At 66.3% G+C, this 17,819-nt stretch carries 18 protein-coding genes; 5 read left to right on the forward strand and 13 right to left on the reverse strand.

Annotated elements, in window-relative coordinates; all coding sequences use genetic code 11:
• Positions 1–53 precede the first annotated feature (53 nt).
• Positions 54–1,142, forward strand: a complete 1,089-nt coding sequence (gene nirK / locus ACSFC7_RS14685) for a copper-containing nitrite reductase (RefSeq protein WP_436343571.1) — start codon at positions 54–56, stop codon at positions 1,140–1,142.
• A gap of 179 nt (positions 1,143–1,321) precedes the next feature.
• Here nirK and ACSFC7_RS14690 read toward each other — a convergent pair whose 3' ends face one another.
• Together ACSFC7_RS14690 and ACSFC7_RS14695 are read right to left on the reverse strand one after the other, a co-directional pair.
• Complete coding sequence (locus tag ACSFC7_RS14690; protein WP_436343572.1) at positions 1,322–1,447, reverse strand: hypothetical protein; 126 nt, start codon at positions 1,445–1,447, stop codon at positions 1,322–1,324.
• A gap of 131 nt (positions 1,448–1,578) precedes the next feature.
• Complete coding sequence (locus ACSFC7_RS14695) at positions 1,579–2,556, reverse strand: transcription initiation factor IIB (protein ID WP_436343573.1); 978 nt, start codon at positions 2,554–2,556, stop codon at positions 1,579–1,581.
• A 261-nt stretch (positions 2,557–2,817) separates the two neighbouring features.
• Between ACSFC7_RS14695 and gatC the strand changes: the two genes are divergently transcribed.
• The 3 genes from gatC to ACSFC7_RS14710 all read left to right on the forward strand — a co-directional run bounded on the left by gatC (position 2,818) and on the right by ACSFC7_RS14710 (position 4,873).
• Positions 2,818–3,093 (forward strand): Asp-tRNA(Asn)/Glu-tRNA(Gln) amidotransferase subunit GatC, encoded by a 276-nt coding sequence (gene gatC / locus ACSFC7_RS14700; RefSeq protein WP_436343574.1) that lies wholly within the window; start codon positions 2,818–2,820, stop codon positions 3,091–3,093.
• A gap of 2 nt (positions 3,094–3,095) precedes the next feature.
• A complete protein-coding gene (gene gatA / locus ACSFC7_RS14705; protein ID WP_436343575.1) occupies positions 3,096–4,364 on the forward strand; it encodes an Asp-tRNA(Asn)/Glu-tRNA(Gln) amidotransferase subunit GatA in 1,269 nt (422 codons plus the stop codon).
• A 95-nt stretch (positions 4,365–4,459) separates the two neighbouring features.
• On the forward strand, positions 4,460–4,873 hold the full coding sequence (locus ACSFC7_RS14710; RefSeq protein ID WP_436343576.1) for a hypothetical protein: 414 nt from the start codon (positions 4,460–4,462) through the stop codon (positions 4,871–4,873).
• A gap of 417 nt (positions 4,874–5,290) precedes the next feature.
• On the opposite strand, the gene ACSFC7_RS14715 is transcribed toward ACSFC7_RS14710, so the two are convergent.
• The 9 genes from ACSFC7_RS14715 to ACSFC7_RS14755 all read right to left on the reverse strand — a co-directional run bounded on the left by ACSFC7_RS14715 (position 5,291) and on the right by ACSFC7_RS14755 (position 14,894).
• Positions 5,291–5,641, reverse strand: coding sequence for a helix-turn-helix transcriptional regulator (locus ACSFC7_RS14715; protein ID WP_436343577.1), 351 nt, complete (start codon positions 5,639–5,641; stop codon positions 5,291–5,293).
• Positions 5,642–5,710: 69 nt separating this feature from the next.
• Positions 5,711–6,514: an NRDE family protein gene (locus tag ACSFC7_RS14720; RefSeq protein WP_436343578.1), complete on the reverse strand. Its 804-nt coding sequence runs from the start codon at positions 6,512–6,514 to the stop codon at positions 5,711–5,713.
• A gap of 64 nt (positions 6,515–6,578) precedes the next feature.
• Complete coding sequence (locus tag ACSFC7_RS14725) at positions 6,579–8,138, reverse strand: class I adenylate-forming enzyme family protein (protein ID WP_436347967.1); 1,560 nt, start codon at positions 8,136–8,138, stop codon at positions 6,579–6,581.
• Entirely contained in the window at positions 8,135–9,229 is a 1,095-nt protein-coding gene (locus tag ACSFC7_RS14730; RefSeq protein WP_436343579.1) for a mandelate racemase/muconate lactonizing enzyme family protein, read from the reverse strand. The genes ACSFC7_RS14725 and ACSFC7_RS14730 overlap by 4 nt, the downstream gene beginning before the upstream one ends.
• The gene (locus ACSFC7_RS14735) at positions 9,226–10,167 is read right to left on the reverse strand and encodes a 1,4-dihydroxy-2-naphthoate polyprenyltransferase (RefSeq protein WP_436343580.1); all 942 of its coding nucleotides are present in this window, start codon (positions 10,165–10,167) and stop codon (positions 9,226–9,228) included. The genes ACSFC7_RS14730 and ACSFC7_RS14735 overlap by 4 nt, the downstream gene beginning before the upstream one ends.
• A gap of 156 nt (positions 10,168–10,323) precedes the next feature.
• Positions 10,324–10,968, reverse strand: coding sequence for a cohesin domain-containing protein (locus tag ACSFC7_RS14740; RefSeq protein WP_436343581.1), 645 nt, complete (start codon positions 10,966–10,968; stop codon positions 10,324–10,326).
• Positions 10,965–12,242 (reverse strand): DUF7350 domain-containing protein, encoded by a 1,278-nt coding sequence (locus ACSFC7_RS14745; RefSeq protein WP_436343582.1) that lies wholly within the window; start codon positions 12,240–12,242, stop codon positions 10,965–10,967. The genes ACSFC7_RS14740 and ACSFC7_RS14745 overlap by 4 nt, the downstream gene beginning before the upstream one ends.
• 35 nt (positions 12,243–12,277) lie before the next feature.
• Positions 12,278–13,540 (reverse strand): DUF7405 family protein, encoded by a 1,263-nt coding sequence (locus ACSFC7_RS14750; protein WP_436343583.1) that lies wholly within the window; start codon positions 13,538–13,540, stop codon positions 12,278–12,280.
• Positions 13,541–14,000: 460 nt separating this feature from the next.
• The gene (locus ACSFC7_RS14755) at positions 14,001–14,894 is read right to left on the reverse strand and encodes a 1,4-dihydroxy-2-naphthoyl-CoA synthase (protein WP_436343584.1); all 894 of its coding nucleotides are present in this window, start codon (positions 14,892–14,894) and stop codon (positions 14,001–14,003) included.
• 157 nt (positions 14,895–15,051) lie between these two features.
• Here ACSFC7_RS14755 and ACSFC7_RS14760 point away from each other — a divergent pair, with 157 nt between their 5' ends.
• Positions 15,052–15,345 carry an amphi-Trp domain-containing protein gene (locus ACSFC7_RS14760; RefSeq protein WP_436343585.1) on the forward strand — a complete coding sequence of 98 codons (294 nt, stop codon included), beginning with the start codon at positions 15,052–15,054 and terminating at the stop codon, positions 15,343–15,345.
• A 411-nt stretch (positions 15,346–15,756) separates the two neighbouring features.
• Here ACSFC7_RS14760 and ACSFC7_RS14765 read toward each other — a convergent pair whose 3' ends face one another.
• Complete coding sequence (locus ACSFC7_RS14765) at positions 15,757–16,683, reverse strand: FAD-dependent oxidoreductase (RefSeq protein ID WP_436343586.1); 927 nt, start codon at positions 16,681–16,683, stop codon at positions 15,757–15,759.
• Entirely contained in the window at positions 16,680–17,819 is a 1,140-nt protein-coding gene (locus tag ACSFC7_RS14770) for an ABC transporter substrate-binding protein (RefSeq protein WP_436343587.1), read from the reverse strand. The genes ACSFC7_RS14765 and ACSFC7_RS14770 overlap by 4 nt, the downstream gene beginning before the upstream one ends.

Raw genomic sequence — 17,819 nt, forward strand, 5'->3', positions numbered from 1 at the left:
CATCACTACGGACGTATGGAGGGGTAACCTACGATATAGTGAGGAGAAGACCAATGACCACCGCTACCGCAACACCGACTCGACGAACAGTACTCCAAGCACTCGGCGCGACCGGCGCGGTAGCACTCGCCGGTTGTCTCGCCGACGACAGTCCGGATCCAGCGGCAACGCCCGACGACGACGACGACGGCCTGCGCGCGGCGAAGGATATCGACATCGACCGCATCGCGGCCGATCCGACCGACCTTCCACCTCCGGTCGACTGGGACGAGCCGCGGACCCACGAGATCACGCTCGAGACCATCGAGGTCACGGCGGAAGTCGCACCCGGCGTCACGGTCGACTTCATGACCTACGACGGGCGGATTCCGGGACCGATGATCCGCGTCCGCGAGGGAGACACCATCGAACTCACGTTCGAGGTACCGGACGACCACAACAAGGTCGCTCACAACGTGGACTTCCACGCCGTCTACGGCCCCGGTGGCGGTGCCGTCGCGACGACGGTCGCACCCGGTGACGAACCGGCCAGACTCCGATTCAAAGCGGAGTACGCCGGCGCCTTCGTCTACCACTGCGCCGTCCCCGCGATGGACCAACACATCAGCCTGGGCATGTTCGGCGCGATCCTCGTCGAACCGGCAGACGGACTCCCCGAGGTCGACCGAGAGTTCTACTTCGGCCAGCACGAACTCTACACCGCGGGCGACACCGGCGAGGAAGGACATCACTACTTCGACTTCGACTCGGCCGCCGACGAGGATCCGACCTACGTCCTCCTGAATGGCGAAGTCGGAGCGATCACCGAAGACGGCCACGGTCCGGTCGCCGCGGAAGTCGGTGAGACGGTACGGGTGTACTACGCTAACGGCGGGCCGAACCTCATCAGCGCGCTCCACCCCATCGGCAACGTCTGGAGCCGCTACTACCGCGACGGCGACCTCCTGAGCGATCCCGCCAGGAACGTCGAGACGTCGCCCGTCGCACCCGGAACCGTCGTCGCGGGCGAGATGGAACTCCGGGTTCCCGGCCCGATCAAACTCGTCGACCACGCCCTCTCGCGGGTGACCCAGAAGGGGATGATCGGCGTCATCGACGTCCAGGGCGAACCAAACCCCGAGGTCTACGACGACGACCTGTGATACGGTCTGCTGTGACGATTTACCGGAGCAACCGCAGACCGGCTCGCGGTTGCTCCGGAAATGACTTACAGCAGACCGTATGAGTAGCCGTCTCAGCGGCTCCCCCTCTTTTCCAATTCGCTCGTCTGACTCCGCTCGCAGCTAGTCGCAGACTCGGTCGTGTTCAGTCACAGACCCGGTCACGTCCAGACGCGAAGACACTCGCTCGAACAGAAGTGCAGATCGATCCGTTCGTCAGGACTATCCGAAACGTGAGTCGTCAGCGTGTAGGCAACCTCCTCCGACGGACAGTTGTCACAGTTCATACTCGGTTCATAGCGAACGGAGACCTTCACTATGAAGAGACTATAATCGATTCGATACTGTTAGTGTCGGAATAACTCGAGTCAACCCGCCGTTGACGAGATCCGGTAATCGACTCACGCGGACCGGTCGATCAGGCCGGAGCGCCCTCTTCAGCCTCGAGCAACTCGTGGTACCGATTGCGAATGGTGACTTCGGAGATGCTGGCGACCTCGCTGACGTCGTTCTGGGTGACCTTCTCGTTGGTCAACAGCGCCGCGGCGTACACCGATGCGGCGGCGAGTCCGACCGGGGACTTCCCGCTGTGGATACCCTGCTTCTTCGCCGTCGAGAGGAGGCTCCGGGCGCGCCGTTCGGTCTCGTCCGAGAGATCGAGATCGCTCGCGAAGCGCGGTACGTACTGCTCGGGGTCGGCGGGTTTGACCTCGAGACCGAGTTCGCGGACGACGTAGCGGTAGGTGCGTGCCACTTCGTCCTTCTCGACGCGGGACACGGCCGAAATCTCGTCGAGGCTGCGCGGCGTGCCGGCCTGTCGGGCGGACGCGTACAGCGAGGCCGTCGCGACGCCTTCGATCGAGCGGCCGGGGAGGAGGTCCTCCTCGAGCGCGCGGCGGTAGATCACGCTGGCGGTCTCGCGAACGCTCTCGGGAAGGCCGAGCGCGCTGGCCATTCGGTCGATCTCGCCGAGAGCCTGCTTGAGATTGCGCTCCTTCGAGTCGCGGGTGCGAAAGCGCTCGTTCCAGGTGCGTAGCCGCTGCATCTTCTGGCGCTGGCGACTCGAGAGGGAGCGACCGTAGGCGTCCTTGTCCTGCCAGCCGATGTTGGTCGACAGGCCCTGGTCGTGCATCATGTTCGTCGTCGGCGCTCCGACGCGGGACTTCTCGTCTTTCTCGCCGGCGTCGAAGGCGCGCCACTCCGGACCGCGGTCGATCTCGCCCTCGTCGACGACGAGACCGCAGTCGTCGCAAACCGTCTCGGCGTGTTCGGTGTCGGAAACGAGGCGACCGCCGCACTCGGGACACTCCTCCTGCTCGACTGACCGTTCTGGTGACTCTTCGGACTCGTGCTGACGTCGCTCACCGCTCCGTGTTTGGATGGTGGTGTCTGACATTGTGTTGGAAATCGATCACAACGCTCGCTGGAAAACGTGTTATCGTGACGTGTATCGACGAACTGACGATGCTTAAATTCTTCGATCGTGTCGTGAGATGAATTAGCAACTATCCTGTGAAACTGTCGAACGAGTCGGTCGCTCCCGTCACTCGATTGGCGGCGTGGGGTGGCGATTCTCGGCGGCGTGCGCGCCGATTCACGATCACGACACCGTGCGCGTATCGAAACCCTTACTCCCCGCTGGCCAGTGCGAGCAACCATGAGCGACGCCGTCAGTGCCGAGGAGGTCCGCCACGTCGCGGAACTGGCCCGCGTCGACCTCGCGGACGACGAGGTCGACCAGTTCACGCGACAGTTCGCGGACATCCTCGAGTACTTCGAAACGTTGGACGAGGTGCCCGAGGTCGACCGCGAGGCCGACCTGACGAACGTGATGCGGCCGGACGAGGAACGCGACTCCCTCGACCGCGAGGCGGCACTCGAGAACGCGCCGGAAACCGAGGACGGCTACTTCAAAGGGCCCAACGTCTCCTGATCATGGCCGAGGATATCTTCATCACCGAGGAGACGATCGAGGGCGACGACGACGGGCCGCTCGCCGGCACGACCGTCGCCGTCAAGGACAACATCTCGACCGAGGGCGTTCGGACGACCTGCGGGTCGAAGATGCTCGCGGAGTACGTCCCGCCGTACGACGCGACGGTCGTGAGCCGACTGAAAGACGCGGGCGCGACAATCGTCGGGAAGGCGAACATGGACGAGTTCGGGATGGGGACGACCAACGAGACGTCCCACTTCGGACCGGTGGACAATCCCGCCGCACCCGGGCGCGTCCCCGGGGGGTCCTCCGGCGGTTCGGCCGCCGCCGTCGCCGCGGGCGAAGCCGACGTCGCACTCGGCTCCGACACGGGCGGCTCGATTCGCTGTCCCGCCGCGTTCTGCGGCGTCGTCGGCATCAAACCCACCTACGGACTGGTCTCGCGGTACGGACTGGTCTCCTACGGGAACAGTCTCGAGCAGATCGGTCCGTTCGGCGAGACCGTCGAAGATGCCGCAGCGCTGCTCGACGTAATCGCCGGCAGCGACCAGCGGGACGCGACCACTCGTTCGAACGGCGACGAGACCGCCTACGCCGACGCCGCCACCGGCGACGTCGACGGCCTCTCGATCGGGATCCCGACGGAACTGCTCGAGGGAGCCGACGAGGGCGTCGTCGAGACGTTCTGGGACGCCGTCGCCGACCTCGAGGACCGCGGCGCGGAGTACCACGAGGTCTCGCTGCCCTCCGTCGAACACGCCGTCGAGGCTTACTACGTGATCGCGATGTCGGAGGCCTCCTCGAACCTCGCGCGGTTCGACGGCGTTCGGTACGGCCACTCGAGCGACGCCGAGGGCAACTGGAACGAAACCTTCGCACGGACCCGCAAGGAAGGGTTCGGCGACGAGGTCAAACGTCGCATCCTGCTCGGCACGTACGCCCTCTCGGCGGGTTACCACGACAAGTACTACAAGAAGGCCCAGGACGCACGGGCCTGGGTCAAACAGGACTTCGACGAGGCGCTGTCGGCGGCCGACGTGCTCGCGTCGCCGACGATGCCCGTCCCGCCGTTCGAACTGGGCGAGAGCCTCGACGACCCGCTCCAGATGTATCTGGCCGACGCGAACACCGTCCCCGTGAACCTCGCCGATCTGCCCGCGATTTCGGTGCCGGCCGGCGAAACCGACGGCCTGCCCGTCGGTCTGCAACTCGTCGGTCCGGCCTTCGGCGAGGAGCGTCTGATTCGGGCCGCGAGCGCGCTGGCCTGACTCGAGGGCGGCTCACTCGCCGAATTGAAAGATAGATTTTTATAGCATTTTTGCTAACAGTACCCATACCGAACCGGTCGCTCGGTGATCGTTCAATGAAGATTACCCAAGAACACGAGGTCGAATTCGACGAGTTCTCTCGAGCGTGTGATCTCGTCGAGGAATATTTCGGCGAATCCATCGACGACGTCGCGCTCCACGCGCCGGTCTCTCGTCGCCAGCTTGTCGCCGTACTCGCACGGGCCCAGCTCTCCGGCCGCCAGCTCGCGATCGACGGCCTGACGGAAAAGGGGGCGGTCGTCTACCAGTCCAACGACGAGACGTTACTCTGGCTCGACGGCGGATTCTGGACCGATATGCGGGGCCGTCACCACTTAGAGCCCGACGAGGGCCGGGCCGCACGCGAGGTCCACAGGCGCCTCATCGAGGCGATCGACGGCGACGTCTCCTACTACAACCGCGAACGAGACCCGTTCGTGCTCATCGAGCGATTCGATCCGTACGACTAGCGGGCAGTTTTCCGGTTCCGTTGAAATCCACTGGGAGCGATTGGTAGGAACTTCGTTCCGTTCAGTGCAGGTGACGTACATACCACTGGAACTGACGATCCATGTGCGGTGGCGCACGCTGAGCCGCGGCGAACGGACCGTGAGACGCGGCTCGTAGCCGTGCGAGGGATGAGCGAATGAAATGAGCGAATCGGCTGGGGAGGACGTGGCAATCACCGCTGCCAGCGACAGCAGAACGCTCATCTTCATCACATTCACGGCGAACACGTCACCAGCAAGTACGCCGCTCACGTGTACAGCTGTTTCACGGAAACAGAAATCGCAGCCGCGGGATCCACCGACAGCTCTCGTGAGAGAGGCACTCGAGAAACGGGATGATTCGAGACCCGAATTACGGCCGTAAAACCGGGTACCGAACTACTCCTCGTAGGCGAGGTTCATGATCCACTGCGAGAAGGCGTCGCTGTTGGGATCGACCTCCTCCTCGCCGATGAACGGCGACAACATGTCGCCGGCCATCAGCAGGGTGAAATCGAGGTCTCGAGCGGTCGGCGAGATGTAGTAGGTGTTGTGTCCGGCGTAGACCGTCTCCTCCCGGTCGACCAGTTCCTTCTCGACGAGCGACTCGACGATCCGGCTGCCCTTGCGCGAAGAGACGTCCAGTTCCTTCCAGAAGTCGCTCTGATGGATCCCACCGGTCTCACGGACGAGTTCGAGGCCAGCGCGCTCGTCCTCGGAGAGTTCGGCTTCGATCGCGGAAACGCTCACGGTGACCACCCCGTGCTCGTCGCTCGGGACTGAAGTGCGTTCATACACGTATGAGATAGAGCGAGGCGCTTAAATGTGCCCTTCGACGTCGCTGTCGGCATCGACGCCGCCCGGTTCGTCGCCGTCGACTCCCTCGAGATCGACCGGCTCGTACGACGTCTCGCAGGGCGGGCCGGGTGCGAACGAGTACCGCGCGTCCTCGCGTCCGAGGGCGATCAGCGACGACGATCGCGTGCCGAAGCCGTTCTCGTGAATGCAGACGCCGTACTCGTGATCGCCGAGCACGTCGCCGGCCCGCTCGAGCCACGCCGAAACAGACTCGTCGCTGCCGTCCTCGACCGACAGGGCCTCGCGGACCGCGCGAGCGTTTTCGGCCTGCTGACGGCCGACGGCGGGTCGAACTGACGGCACATCGACGGCGTCGTCGACGGCGACGTTGACCACCACGTGGACGCCGGGTTCGAACTCGATCCGGGAGAGTTCCCCGTCCCAGTAGTAGCAGTAGGCGTCGGACTCGTCGGCGATCACGAGGTAGAAGCCGTCGTACTCGTCTTCGGCAGTCGCTTCCTCGAGAACCTCGGCCGCCTCTCGAGCCGATTCGGCCTCGAGGACGTCGGCGACGAGCAGCCCCCGCGAACGCTCGGCCGCAAGATCGTCGTCGGTCCACTTGTTCGTAATTCCGGCGAAGACGCCGTGTGCGTTGTAACCGATCCACGTACCGCCCGCTTCGGCGTCCCGCGGGGCGACGACGAGCGGATCCTCGCGGTAGACGTCCGGCGGAAGCGCCTCCCGATCGAGCGCTTCGTCCCTGTTCGCGGCGACCGCGACCGGCGCGTCGTCGAAGACCTGCCAGGCGAGGGTGAGTGTACACACGCTCTCCACTAGCAGCGCGAGCGTCTTAACTCCGATTCCGGCGGCGACAGTCGCCGACACCCTCTCAGGACAGGTCCGAGACGTCCGTCCCGGACTCGAGCAACCGCGCTCGAACCGCGTCGCGATCGACCGTCCCCGACGCCGTCCGGGGCAGCGAGTCGGCGACGGCGATCGTCTTCGGTCGTTTGAACCCGGCGAGGCGTTCAGTACAGTGCTCGAGCAGCGACTCGAGGTCGATCGTCCTCGAGTCGGCTGACTCACCACCGTCGTCGGCGGGCACGACGAGCGCAGCCACGCGTTCGCCCCACTCAGGATCCTCGAGACCGACGACGGCGGCGTCCTCGACCCGCGGAGACGACCGCAACGCCTCGATCACCGCGCCGGGATCGACGTTCTCGCCGCCGGTGACGATCCGGTCGCTTCGCCGGTTGAGTACCCATAGCCGACCACTCACATCTTTGTAGCCGATATCGCCGGTGTGCAGTCCCTGTTCGCCGAACGCCGCCGCCGTGTGTTCGTCCGTGAGATAGCCGGGCGTCACCGTCGGTCCGGAGACGACGAGTTCGCCCGCCTCGCCGGACGGAACCCGTTCGCCCGACTCGTCGACGACCGTCACGTCGGTGCAGACGAGCGGCCGGCCGACCGTCCCCTCGTGAGTCGCCGTCTCCTGTGGGGTGGCCGTCGCGATCTGGGAGGCCGTCTCGGTCATCCCGTAGGTCGGGTAAACCGGCACGTCGGCCGCCCGACAGCGCTCGAGTAACTCGTTCGAGGCGGGTGCGCCGCCGAGCAAAACGAACCGCAACGTCTCGGGCGGGTTCCACCCCGCGTCGAGCAGTCGTTTGCACATCGTCGGCACGAGCGAGACTCCCGTGATATCGTGGTCGTCGATGACCCCGGCGGTCGCCGCGGGATCGAACTCCCGCTGGATCACGACGGGCGTGCCGTAGAGCATCGAGCGGACGACCGGGGCCAGCCCGCCCATGTGGTACATCGGCAGACAGCACAGCCACCGATCGTCGGGCGTGACGCCGAGGCGGAACGCCGACGCGTTGGCGCTCGCGACGAGGTTGCCGAGCGTCAGTCGAACCCCCTTCGGGGTGCCCGAGGTCCCCGACGTGAACATGAGCAGGTGGGTTCGGTCGCGCTCGAGCGGGACCGGAGCCGTGTTCGCACCGGCTGCCGGCTGAAACGAGGAGAGCGAGGAGACGTCGTCGCGTTCGGGGTCGTCGACGGAGGCGATCGGGCAGTCCGCAACCTCGAGCGCCAGCCCCTCCGTCTCGGATTCGCAGATGATCGCGTCGAGATCGGTTCGACGAGCCTTCGACTCCAGTTCGACGGTCGTCTCCCGGACGTTCAACGGCACGACTGTCACCCCGCGGCGCATCGCGGCGAGGTAGAGTTCGACGAAGGCGACCCGCGTGTTCAGCAGCACGCCGAGTCTCTCGTCGGGTCCGTAACCGACGTTCTCGAGTCGCTCGGTGACGGCATCGACCCGCCGATCGAACTCCCCGAACGTCCACGACTCGCCCTCGTCGGCGTCGATCACGGCCGTCGCGTCCGGCGTCGTCGAGGCGCGGTGGGACAGCAGGTCCCGGGTGGGCCACTCGACGGGGCCGCCTCTCACTCCTGCCACACCCCCTCGACGCCGAGCCCTTTCGCCTGCGGGACGACCGCCGACCCCTTCTCGAGGAGGACGGGATCCCGGCCCAGATCCTCGGCCAGAAGCTCCGTCGTGGCCACCCCGCAGGCCGGCACGTCAGGGATCGACGCCGCGAGGTGGACCGCGCCCGTCCTCGCGACGACCGCGTCGATCGTCGTCGTCACGACGGGCGTGACCTCGAGCATCCCGACCCAGGCCGCGACCTTCCGAGCGACGTCGAGCCCGCCGAGCGCCATCGGTTTGAGGACGAGCACGTCGGCCGCCTCCGCGTCGCAGATCGCGTCGACGCCGTGCTCGAGCAGCCCTTCGTCCAGCGCGATCTCGACCCCGTCGTCGCCCGCTCGCTCCCTGAGATCGGCGTGACCCTCGAGCGCCCCCGCCGGCAGCGGTTGCTCGAGGATCGCGACGTCGAGGTCGGTGAACGCCTCGAGTGCGGTCGTCGCCTCGTCGTAGGTCCAGGCCTCGTTCGCGTCGACCCGGAGTTCGACGTCGGGACCGACGGCCTCTCGAGTGCGTCTCACGCGTTCGATGTCGGTCTCGAGGTCCCTGCGGCCGACCTTCAGTTTACAGCAGTTGAAACCGCGCCCGACGGCGGCGGCCGCCTCGCTCGCGGTTTCGGTCGGCGAGCCGTCGCCGATCGTCGCGTTCACCGGCACCCGACCGACCATCGGTCCCTTGCCGATGTACTGGTACAGCGGCATCGACTCGCGGGTCGCCTGCAGGTCCGCGAGCGCGAGCGTGATCGCGTGTCGAGCCGCGACCTGATCCTCGACCGCCTCGAGTGCGGCGTCGGGGTCGGTCTCGATCGCGTTGCTCGCGCGTTCGAGGGCGGCTTCGCAGTCCGCGTGCGATTCCGTCCAGCCGGGCAGCGGGGTCGCTTCGCCGTAGCCGATCGGCGGGTCGCCCCCGTCGAGCGTCGTATCCACGATTCGGACGAGAAAGCCGTCCCGGGAATCGATCGTCCCGTCGGCCGTCTCGAGCGGGCTGGAAAGCGCCAGCGAGAACGACCGATACTCGAGTTCGAGGTCTCGAGCGTAGTCGCAGTCGCCGGTCACAGCATCACCCCCGCGGCGAACAGCACCGCGTAGATCGCCAGCAGTTTGCCGGTCCCCTCGAGGGCCGGGTTGAGCGCCTCGCCGTCGGTTCGCGTACAGACCGTTCGGGCGATCACGGCCGCGTAGGGCAGCGTGACCAGCGGGAGCAACACGCCGGGACCGAAGCCTTCGCCGAGCCAAAGCCAAACGGGCGTGACGTAGCCGAGTCCGACCGTAGCCACGTACTCGGCGCGACTCCACCGGTAGCCGAGTCGGACCGCGAGCGTGCGCTTGCCCGTCTCGGCGTCGGTCTCGAGGTCGCGAACGTTGTTCACCACCAGAATCGCCGTCGAAATCCCGGCAACGGGGAGACTCGCGAGGAACGCCTCGCGGGTCACCGTTCCGTCCGGAATCCCCGTCGCGAGCGGTTCCGCGAGCGTCGCCGCGGCCTGCACGTAGAACGTGCCCATCACGGCGACGACGCCGAAGAAGACGAAGACGAAGAGGTCGCCGAGGCCGTGATACCCCAGCGGGTAGGGACCGCCGGTGTACGCCCAGCCGCAGAAGACGCTCAGCAGTCCGACGACGAGAATCGGGACGCCGCCGATGTAGACGAGGTACGTCCCAGTGACGATCGCCAGCGCGAACGTGACGATCGTTGCCAATTTTACCTGTTCGGGCTCGATGATCCCCGCCTGTGTAACCCGCGTAAAGCCCTCTCGGTCGTCCGTATCGGCGCCCTTGATCGCGTCGTAGTAGTCGTTCGCGAAGTTGGTTCCGACCTGAATCAGCGCCGCCCCGACGAACGCCATCACCGCCGGCAACAGGGCGAACCTGCCCTCGTGGATCGCGAGCCCCGTGCCGACGATCACCGGTGCCGCCGCCGCGGGCAAGGTCTGGGGGCGTGCAGCCATCAGCCACGCCTTCGTCCATGAAATGTCGACCTCCGCCGTACTCATTGCTCGAGAGTCCAACTCGCGGGAGTGTCAACGTTGGCATTGCAGCCGATCGGACACACCGGGTGGCAGTTCCGGCGGTCGACCCGATCCTGTTTTCGGTGGGATTTCCCTCTTTCGAGGCCAGTGCGGGCTACTGACGGCCGTATGTCGGACGGGCTACTGCCTGCTGTAGAACACTATCGCCGCGACGATCGCGGCGACCGCCAGTAGCGGCGTGAATCCGGGAACGGTGTCGTCTCCGTCGCCGCCGCCGTCGACGGCGATGGTCGCGTCTCGCTCGAGCGACGCCTGCGGATGGCCGGTCACGAGTATCGCCTCGGCGTCGGTGATCTCGAGGGTGGTCGTCGACGGCGCGTCGTCGGCGATCTCGAGCGTGATGGTCGCCGCCGTATCCGTCCCGACGGCGCCGTCGCCCGACGGCTCGCGCACCTGTTCGATCGTCACCGTCCCGCGCTCGTCGTCGATGTTGACCGAGCCGTCGACCTCGGCGTCGGAGTCGTTCCCCGCAGCCAGCATCGGCCCGTGCTCGACCTCGGTGACGGTCACCGCGTCGGAATCGTACTCGAGGTCGATCGAGAGTTCGTCGGCACCTTCGCCCCCGTATCCGCCGTGCGTGCTCACCACGAGGTCGAGCGTGACGGTCTCACCCGCCTCCGCGTCGACTTCGAGGGGGTCGAACTGGAACGTCGTCGCGTTGTCTCCGGCGGTGACCACCGCCGGAGCGAACAGCGCACCGACGAGCGCGCACGCGAGGAGCACCGCGAGAACTGCCGAACGGCGTGCCGTCGTCGACCCCGTCATCGGTCCTCCGGGATCGTCAGTTCGATCGGTGGCATCTCGAGAAAGGCCGTCTCGTACCCCTGGTGGCGAGCCACCTGCGGCGGCGATTCGATCGAGATCGTGACCGAATCGCCCGATTGGACATCGGGAAGCGACGCCCCGTAGTGCAGGTCGTACTCGCCGTCGATCGTCTGCTCGAGAACCGCGTCGTCGGTGACCGGTCGTCCGTCACGCTCGACCGTCGCTCGCAGGGACATGTCCGCGAGCGGGACGCGGTTGTACGGGGTCCGCGGCGAGACGAGCAGGTACCGTTCGTCGTCGTCGGCCAGGCGGGAGTCGGACTCGAGGAGCGTCGTGACGAACGCCGCGTCGCCGCTTCGCGGGAGCGTGTCCGCTTCGGAGTCGTCGTCCTCGAGTCCATCAGATCCGCCGGGTTCGTCGACCGGTTCGAGGTGCGTTCCCGGATACGCCTCGGCCGGCGGGAGCGCAGAGTACGGGATCTCGGCGCGGGTATCGTGGTCGCCGTCACCGTGATCGTCTCCGTCGCCGTTACCCTCGTGTCCCCCGTGAGCCATCGGCTCGAGCGCACCGGGCTCGCCCCACCGCTCCTCGTCGAGATACTCGACGCCGTCGGTGACCTCGGTCTGAAACGCCCGATCGTACTCGAACTCGAACGTCGCGGTACCCGATTCGGTGAACCGGTCCGCCAGGTCTCCCGTCGTTCGGACCGAGAGCGGCGGTATCTCGACCTCGACCGTGTAGGTGCCCTCGCCCTCGAGCGGAACGTTGTCGCCGAAGTGAAAGCCCATCCCTTGAGAGAGCATCGGCCACGCGGACTGCGGTGAGCCGACCTGCTCGCCGTCCAGCGAGACCCTGATCTCGGCACCGGTGTCGACGGGAAGGATGATTCCCGTCTCGTCGTCCCAGACGACGATCATCACGTGGACGCCGCCGGTCTGCTCGGGATCGACGCGCTGAATGCCGTTCTCGCCGCCGCTACCGGTGACGAGCCAGAACGGGTGCTGATAGGACAGCATCGGAGCCAGCGTGTAGTCGCCGGCGTCGACCGGCTCGAGCACCCGCATCGATTCCCGGTGTGTCGGGAGGTAGACCGCACTCGGTGGATCTTCGACTTCCGGGAACGACGGTAGTTCGCCGGCGTCGGGGTCGTCGACTCCGTTTTCGTCGGCAGAGTCGTCGTCGCCGAACCCCAGACAGCCCGCCAGAGCCAGTGCTCCGGTCGCGACTCCCGACAATCGGACGAACGCTCGCCGGTCGATGTCGTGTCGTTGCATCTGTGAACTCGTGAGCCGTGGACTGTCGTCGGTCGTTACGCCTGCTCCGGCTCCGCCGGCGGCAGCGCTCGCAGCGAGCGGGGCGGTAGCAGGTAGTTGCCGCGCCGGTTGGGGAAGATGTAGCTTCGGATCCCGTTGTTCGCGTTCGGGGCGCTGAGGTCGTCGCCCTCCATCGCCTCGCGAACGCGGACGAACTCGTCGATGCCGCCCTGGAGCGAGACGAAGTGAAGTCCCGGACTGTCGCCGTCGACGGTGTTGAAGTCCCGCCGGAGCAACAGCGGCTCCCCGTCCTCTCTGGCTCGAGCGGCCTTCTGAGCATGACCGACGACGCCGCCGCGAGCGTCGTCCTCGGTCGTCTCGATCCGTTCGTCGGTCAGCCCGTTCGAGGACCCCAGCGCCTCGCCGACGTCGCCGACCAGGTCGTCCGCGGCGTGCTCCGGACTGAACATCTTCGAGACCCGCTGCGTGTGGCTGTCCTGCTCGAGCCAGGTCCGGAGCTGAATGGTCATCGATTCGACGTGCTGCGTCGTCGCGCCCGCGAACGGGCCCTCCTCGATGGTCACCCGATCCTCGGTCGCCTGACTCTCCGCGAAGCCGGACCGAAAGCCCATGAAGAACGGGGCTTCCTCGGGAATCGAGTCCGGAACCCGCGAAACGTCGGTGTGTTCGGCGGGCAGTCCCGCGCCGACGAAGCCGGTCCGGCGGTGATCGTCGACGCGCTCGAACGCGCCCGTCAGGTCCGTCTCGACCTCGTGACCGTTGAGTTCGTCCGAATCGCCGAACAGTCCCTCCTCCGCCTCAAGGACGACCCGGGAGTGATCGCTCGCGAGGTGGAGGACGGCGTCGAACTCGTCGAACTCGTCGGCCTGCCCCACGATCGCTTCCGGCTCCGGGAGATCGACCTCGTCGGGCAGCGACTCGTCGAACCGGTCGAAGTACGCCGGCGCGTAGCCGAGCGTGAAGAGCAGCCCCTCGTTGCTCCACTCGTAGGCGCGCTCGAGTCCCTGCAGGGCGGCTTCGACCTGGTCCCGCGTCTCGTCGGTCGGGTCGTCGACGAGCGAGAGCGCGACCAGAACGTGGTGTTCCGACGGTCGGACGTTGCCGTCGTCGTCCCGCGTGAGGGCGTCGTTCCAGGCGTGCTGTCGCGCGGGGAGCGACGCCGGGTCGTCCGTTCCGGACGGAACGTCGACGTCGTCTCCCTCGGAGGTGCAGGCGGCGAGCGCGCTCGCGCCGCCGACGGCGACCAGCGCCCGGAGGTAGTCCCGACGGGACAGCGCGGACCGATCGGGGAGTGTCACTGGTTGCGTTTCGGTGCTGGAAGACCCAAAGCGTTACTCTTCCCGCCGGCGCTACCGCAATCGGTTCGAGCCCACACGAGCGGGCGCGCTCGAGCGCAACAGTGGGCAGTACTGGGCGACGGATCTGCCTAGAGTGGTCGAACGCTCTGCGGCGGCGCGCGCTGTCGTTCCGGCCGAGCGACTGCGAGGTCGGATGACGATACTGCACGACTCTGAACAGCGCCTCACTCGGCTCACGGCTCCCGCTGGTCGCCGTTCGCGTTCCGAGCCGCTCCGTGGTCGCGCCTCGCTTTCGTTCGCCGCAGTTCAGCGCGCGCCACTGCACGCAGTTTGGTCGGCCTCCGAAATTGTACCGTTTCATCGATACTGAGCGCGACATATACTGAACCGGTCACGAACTGCTACTGTGTGCACCCGAGTATCTCAATAGATCACTAAAGTCGAGCGACACTCGAGTCGCTCAGTAGTGCCACGGGTAGTCGTCGAAGTCGGGGTCGCGACCCTCGACGAACGCGTCTCGCCCCTCCTTCGCCTCGTCGGTCATGTAACCCAGCCGCGTCGCCTCGCCAGCGAACACCTGCTGGCCGACCATCCCGTCGTCGGTCATGTTGAACGCGTACTTGAGCATCCGCATCGCCGTCGGGCTCTTCGAATTGATGCGTTCGCCCCACTCGAGGGCCGTCTCCTCTAACTCCTCGTGGGGGACCGCCTCGTTGACCATCCCCATCTCCGCGGCCTCCTCGGCGCTGTACGTTTTGCCGAGGAAGAACACCTCGCGGGCCTTCTTCTGGCCGATCTGCTTAGCGAGGTAGGCCGAGCCGAAGCCGGCGTCGTAGCTCGCGACGTCGGGGTCGGTCTGGAGGAACTTCGCGTGCTCCTCGCTCGCGAGCGTGAGGTCGCAGACGACGTGCAGCGAGTGGCCGCCGCCGACGGCCCAGCCCGGCACCACGGCGACGACGACTTTCGGAATGTGTCGAATGAGGCGCTGAACCTCGAGGATGTGAAGCCGTCCCTGCTCCGATGCGCGTTCTTCGTCGCCCTCGTACTGGTAGCCGTCCTCGCCGCGGATCGTCTGATCCCCGCCGGAACAGAACGCCCAGCCGCCGTCTTTCGGCGACGGGCCGTTGCCGGTCAGCAGGATACAGCCGACGTCGGTCTGGCGCTTGGCGTGGTCGAGCGCGTCGTACAATTCGTCGACCGTCCCCGGTCGGAAGGCGTTGCGGACCGCGGGCCGGTCGAAGGCGATCCGAACCGTCCCGGAGTCGACCGCGCGATGGTAGGTGATGTCCTCGAACTCGTCGTTCAGGTCGGCGACCGGTTCCCACTGCTCGGCGTCGAAGAGTTCCGAAACCATTGCTCGTGTTTGGTGGGCAGCGGGTGAAATAGGTTCGCGTCGCGGGTTCGAGGGCGTTCGACAGCGTCGGCGGACGAACAGTTCGGAGTCTCGAACCGCGGCGAGTATACGGAACCACCGTGAACGACATACCCGTCGCCGCCCTGTATCCCGAACGATGCCAACCGACGACCCCGACACCGACGAGCGAACGACGATTCGACCGGGACGCAACTTCGAACGGGAGTACCGTCTCGACGCGAGCGACGCCGGCGAGTTCCTCATCGCGCTCGGCGAACAACTCCGCGACGGGGAGGAACTCACGATCGGTGACGACGAGTGGGTGCTCCCGTTCGCGTTCGGCGACCCGGTCGCACTCGAGATCGACTTCGACGGGATGGACGAGCCGGAACTCGAGATCGAACTCGAACTCCCCGGTCGGACCGACGAGACGGGGCCGCGGGTCGAGTAAGCGATACCGGACCCGCTCCGTAACGACGACCGGTCTGTTGTGCGCCGGTGGACGGACGCCGTCTCGAGAGCGACGACACTCGTCCCCGTCGTCGATCGCCGTTCCACTGCGTGTGGGAGATAGTTTAGGTAGTACGAAAAATTGCATCTCCGTCGTCGCCGCGGGCGACCGACCGCATCCGCGACGACGACGGGCGAAACCGGTGGGCCGTCCCGTCGTTCGAGGAGGGAGAGCACGAGGAGGTACTGGGGACCACCGGTCATCTGTCACCGGATCGGCGCTGGATGGCCCCCTGCGCATCCGACACCCGACGTATAGACGCGAGCGTTCCTCACGGCCGGGAGCGGTTGTGCGACCGGATCGAGGGCGCGCGACGTTTCGAGAACCGACGGTTCGCTGGTGGGAGTGATACTACTCACCTCCCGTCTCGCGTTCGGCGTCGATTTCGCGCGCCGCCTCGAGGATCAGTTCGTCGTCGATGTGTTCGAGCAGTCGCCTGTGACCGCGCTCGATCCGCCGATCGATCTCGTCGCCGGAGAGGTACGTCGCGAGCCTGCGATCGATTTCCTGCTCGCGGATCTCGGCGAGTCGCTCTTCCTCGAGGCCGTGATCCTCGGGCACTCGGTCGTCGACGTACTCCCGCCATCGGCTTCGCTCGCTCCACTCGTCGTCGAGTTCCGTCTCCCGGCGCATCCAGTCGTAGTGATTCGTCATCGGTTCGGGGTAGCCCCGGTCCCGTCGAACGGCTTCGACGACGGTTATCCCGACCTGCGTGCCGTGTCCGGCGGCCATGCTGGCCTGGTAGCCGGTCTCCCCGTACGGGGACGCGACGAAGAGTCCGTCGACCGGCGTCGTCCCGTCGCGCTCGGCGTACCCCTTGTCGAAGTGCTCGTGTTCCTCGCCGTCGTGTTCGTGCGTCTCGAACATCGCCGCCTCGTCGTCGAGACCGCGCATGTACTCGCCGTCGTAGCGCGTGGCCGCAACCACCCGCCGAGCGGTGATCGGCTCCCCTTCCTGTCCGCTGACGACGAACCCCGCTCCGTCGTCGGCGCGCTCGACCGACTCGACGAGGTCGGGAACGATCTCGCAGCCGGCCGTCTCGGCGTGATCGTGCATCAGTCCGTACAGCGTCTCGATGTCGATCCCCGCGGGGAAGCCGAGGTAGTTCTCGAGGTAGGCACAGCGCTGAATCGATGAGCGCCCGCGGTCGAAGATGACCGTGTCCAGACCGTACCGGGCAGTGAAGACGCCCGCCGCGCACCCTGCGGGACCGCCGCCGACCACGACCACGTCGTGATCGAACGCCGCCTCCGCCTGCGTCGTTTCGAGGGCGCTCATCGTTCGACCGCCCCGTTGACGATGTCAGCAACTCGCTGACGGTCGAACAGCCGTTCGTCTCCGAACTCGTCGGGATACAGCTCCTTGGCCGCCCGTTCGAGCTGGAAGAGGTGGATGATCGGCCCCTGGTAGGTCACCCCGCCGTAGATCACCCGATCGTTCCGAACCGCAGCGAGGTCGCTCGCGACGTCGTGGCTCCGGAGGTGTGAGACGATCTCGTCGTCGAAGTACTCTCTCGTGATTTCGCCCTGTATCCGGATCGCGAGCGCGTCCGGATCGATCTCCAACAGCGTTTCGTAGTCGATGGCTCCCCCGCTGGCCTGGGCGTCCGTGATGCCGTTTCGCGCGAGGGCGTCCTCGACGTTCAGCTCGTTCCAGTGTTTGGACTGCGTCCCGGAGCCGATCAGGTACGGGTAGAACGAGTCCGGCGGCACCTCCACCGGGTAGAGAACGGCGACGGTCGGCGTTTCGTTCGGGAGCCGTGCGCGAACGTCTTCGAGCACCTCGTCGTGATACTGCGCAAACGCCTCGTAGCGAGCCTCCGCTCGAAACAGCCGTGCGACCTTCTCGAAGGCCTCGTACAGCGTGTAGTCGGCGTAGTCGTGCCAGTCGTAGACGCGCGAGAAGATCGTGTTCCCGACGAACGGCGCGACGCTATCCCGGATCTCGTCGACGTCGGCCTGACTCCACTGGAGGCGGTTCACCATGAAGTTCGGATCGATGACGTGGACGTCGGCCTCGAGTTCGTAGAAGATCTCCTTGCCGGTGCCGTCCCGATAGAGTTCGGTGAGGTCGTCCCCGTCGACGGAGACGCCGGGGAGTTCGTCGTACAGGTGTGAGGCGAATCGGGCGCGGACGCCGATAGCCGAGAGGCCGTCGCTCTGGCCGAGCGCGACGCCCATGTCCGCGTAATCGCCCGTGTACGGGATCCACGTTTCGGGAACCGAATCGAACTCGACGGTGCCGACGGGCTCCATCGTCACCGAGTACGACTCGTCCGTTTCGGTCGGCGCGGCCTCGTCTTCCGTCCCGCTCGTACAGCCGGCGAGCAGTCCGCCGCCGACCGCGGCGGCGCCGTACTTCACGTACTCTCGTCGCGTCGGTGCCTCGGTCGCGGTGTCATCGTCGTCACTCAT

Source organism: Natronorubrum halobium, from assembly GCF_051351675.1.
In the GTDB taxonomy this organism is placed as follows: Archaea; Halobacteriota; Halobacteria; order Halobacteriales; family Natrialbaceae; genus Natronorubrum.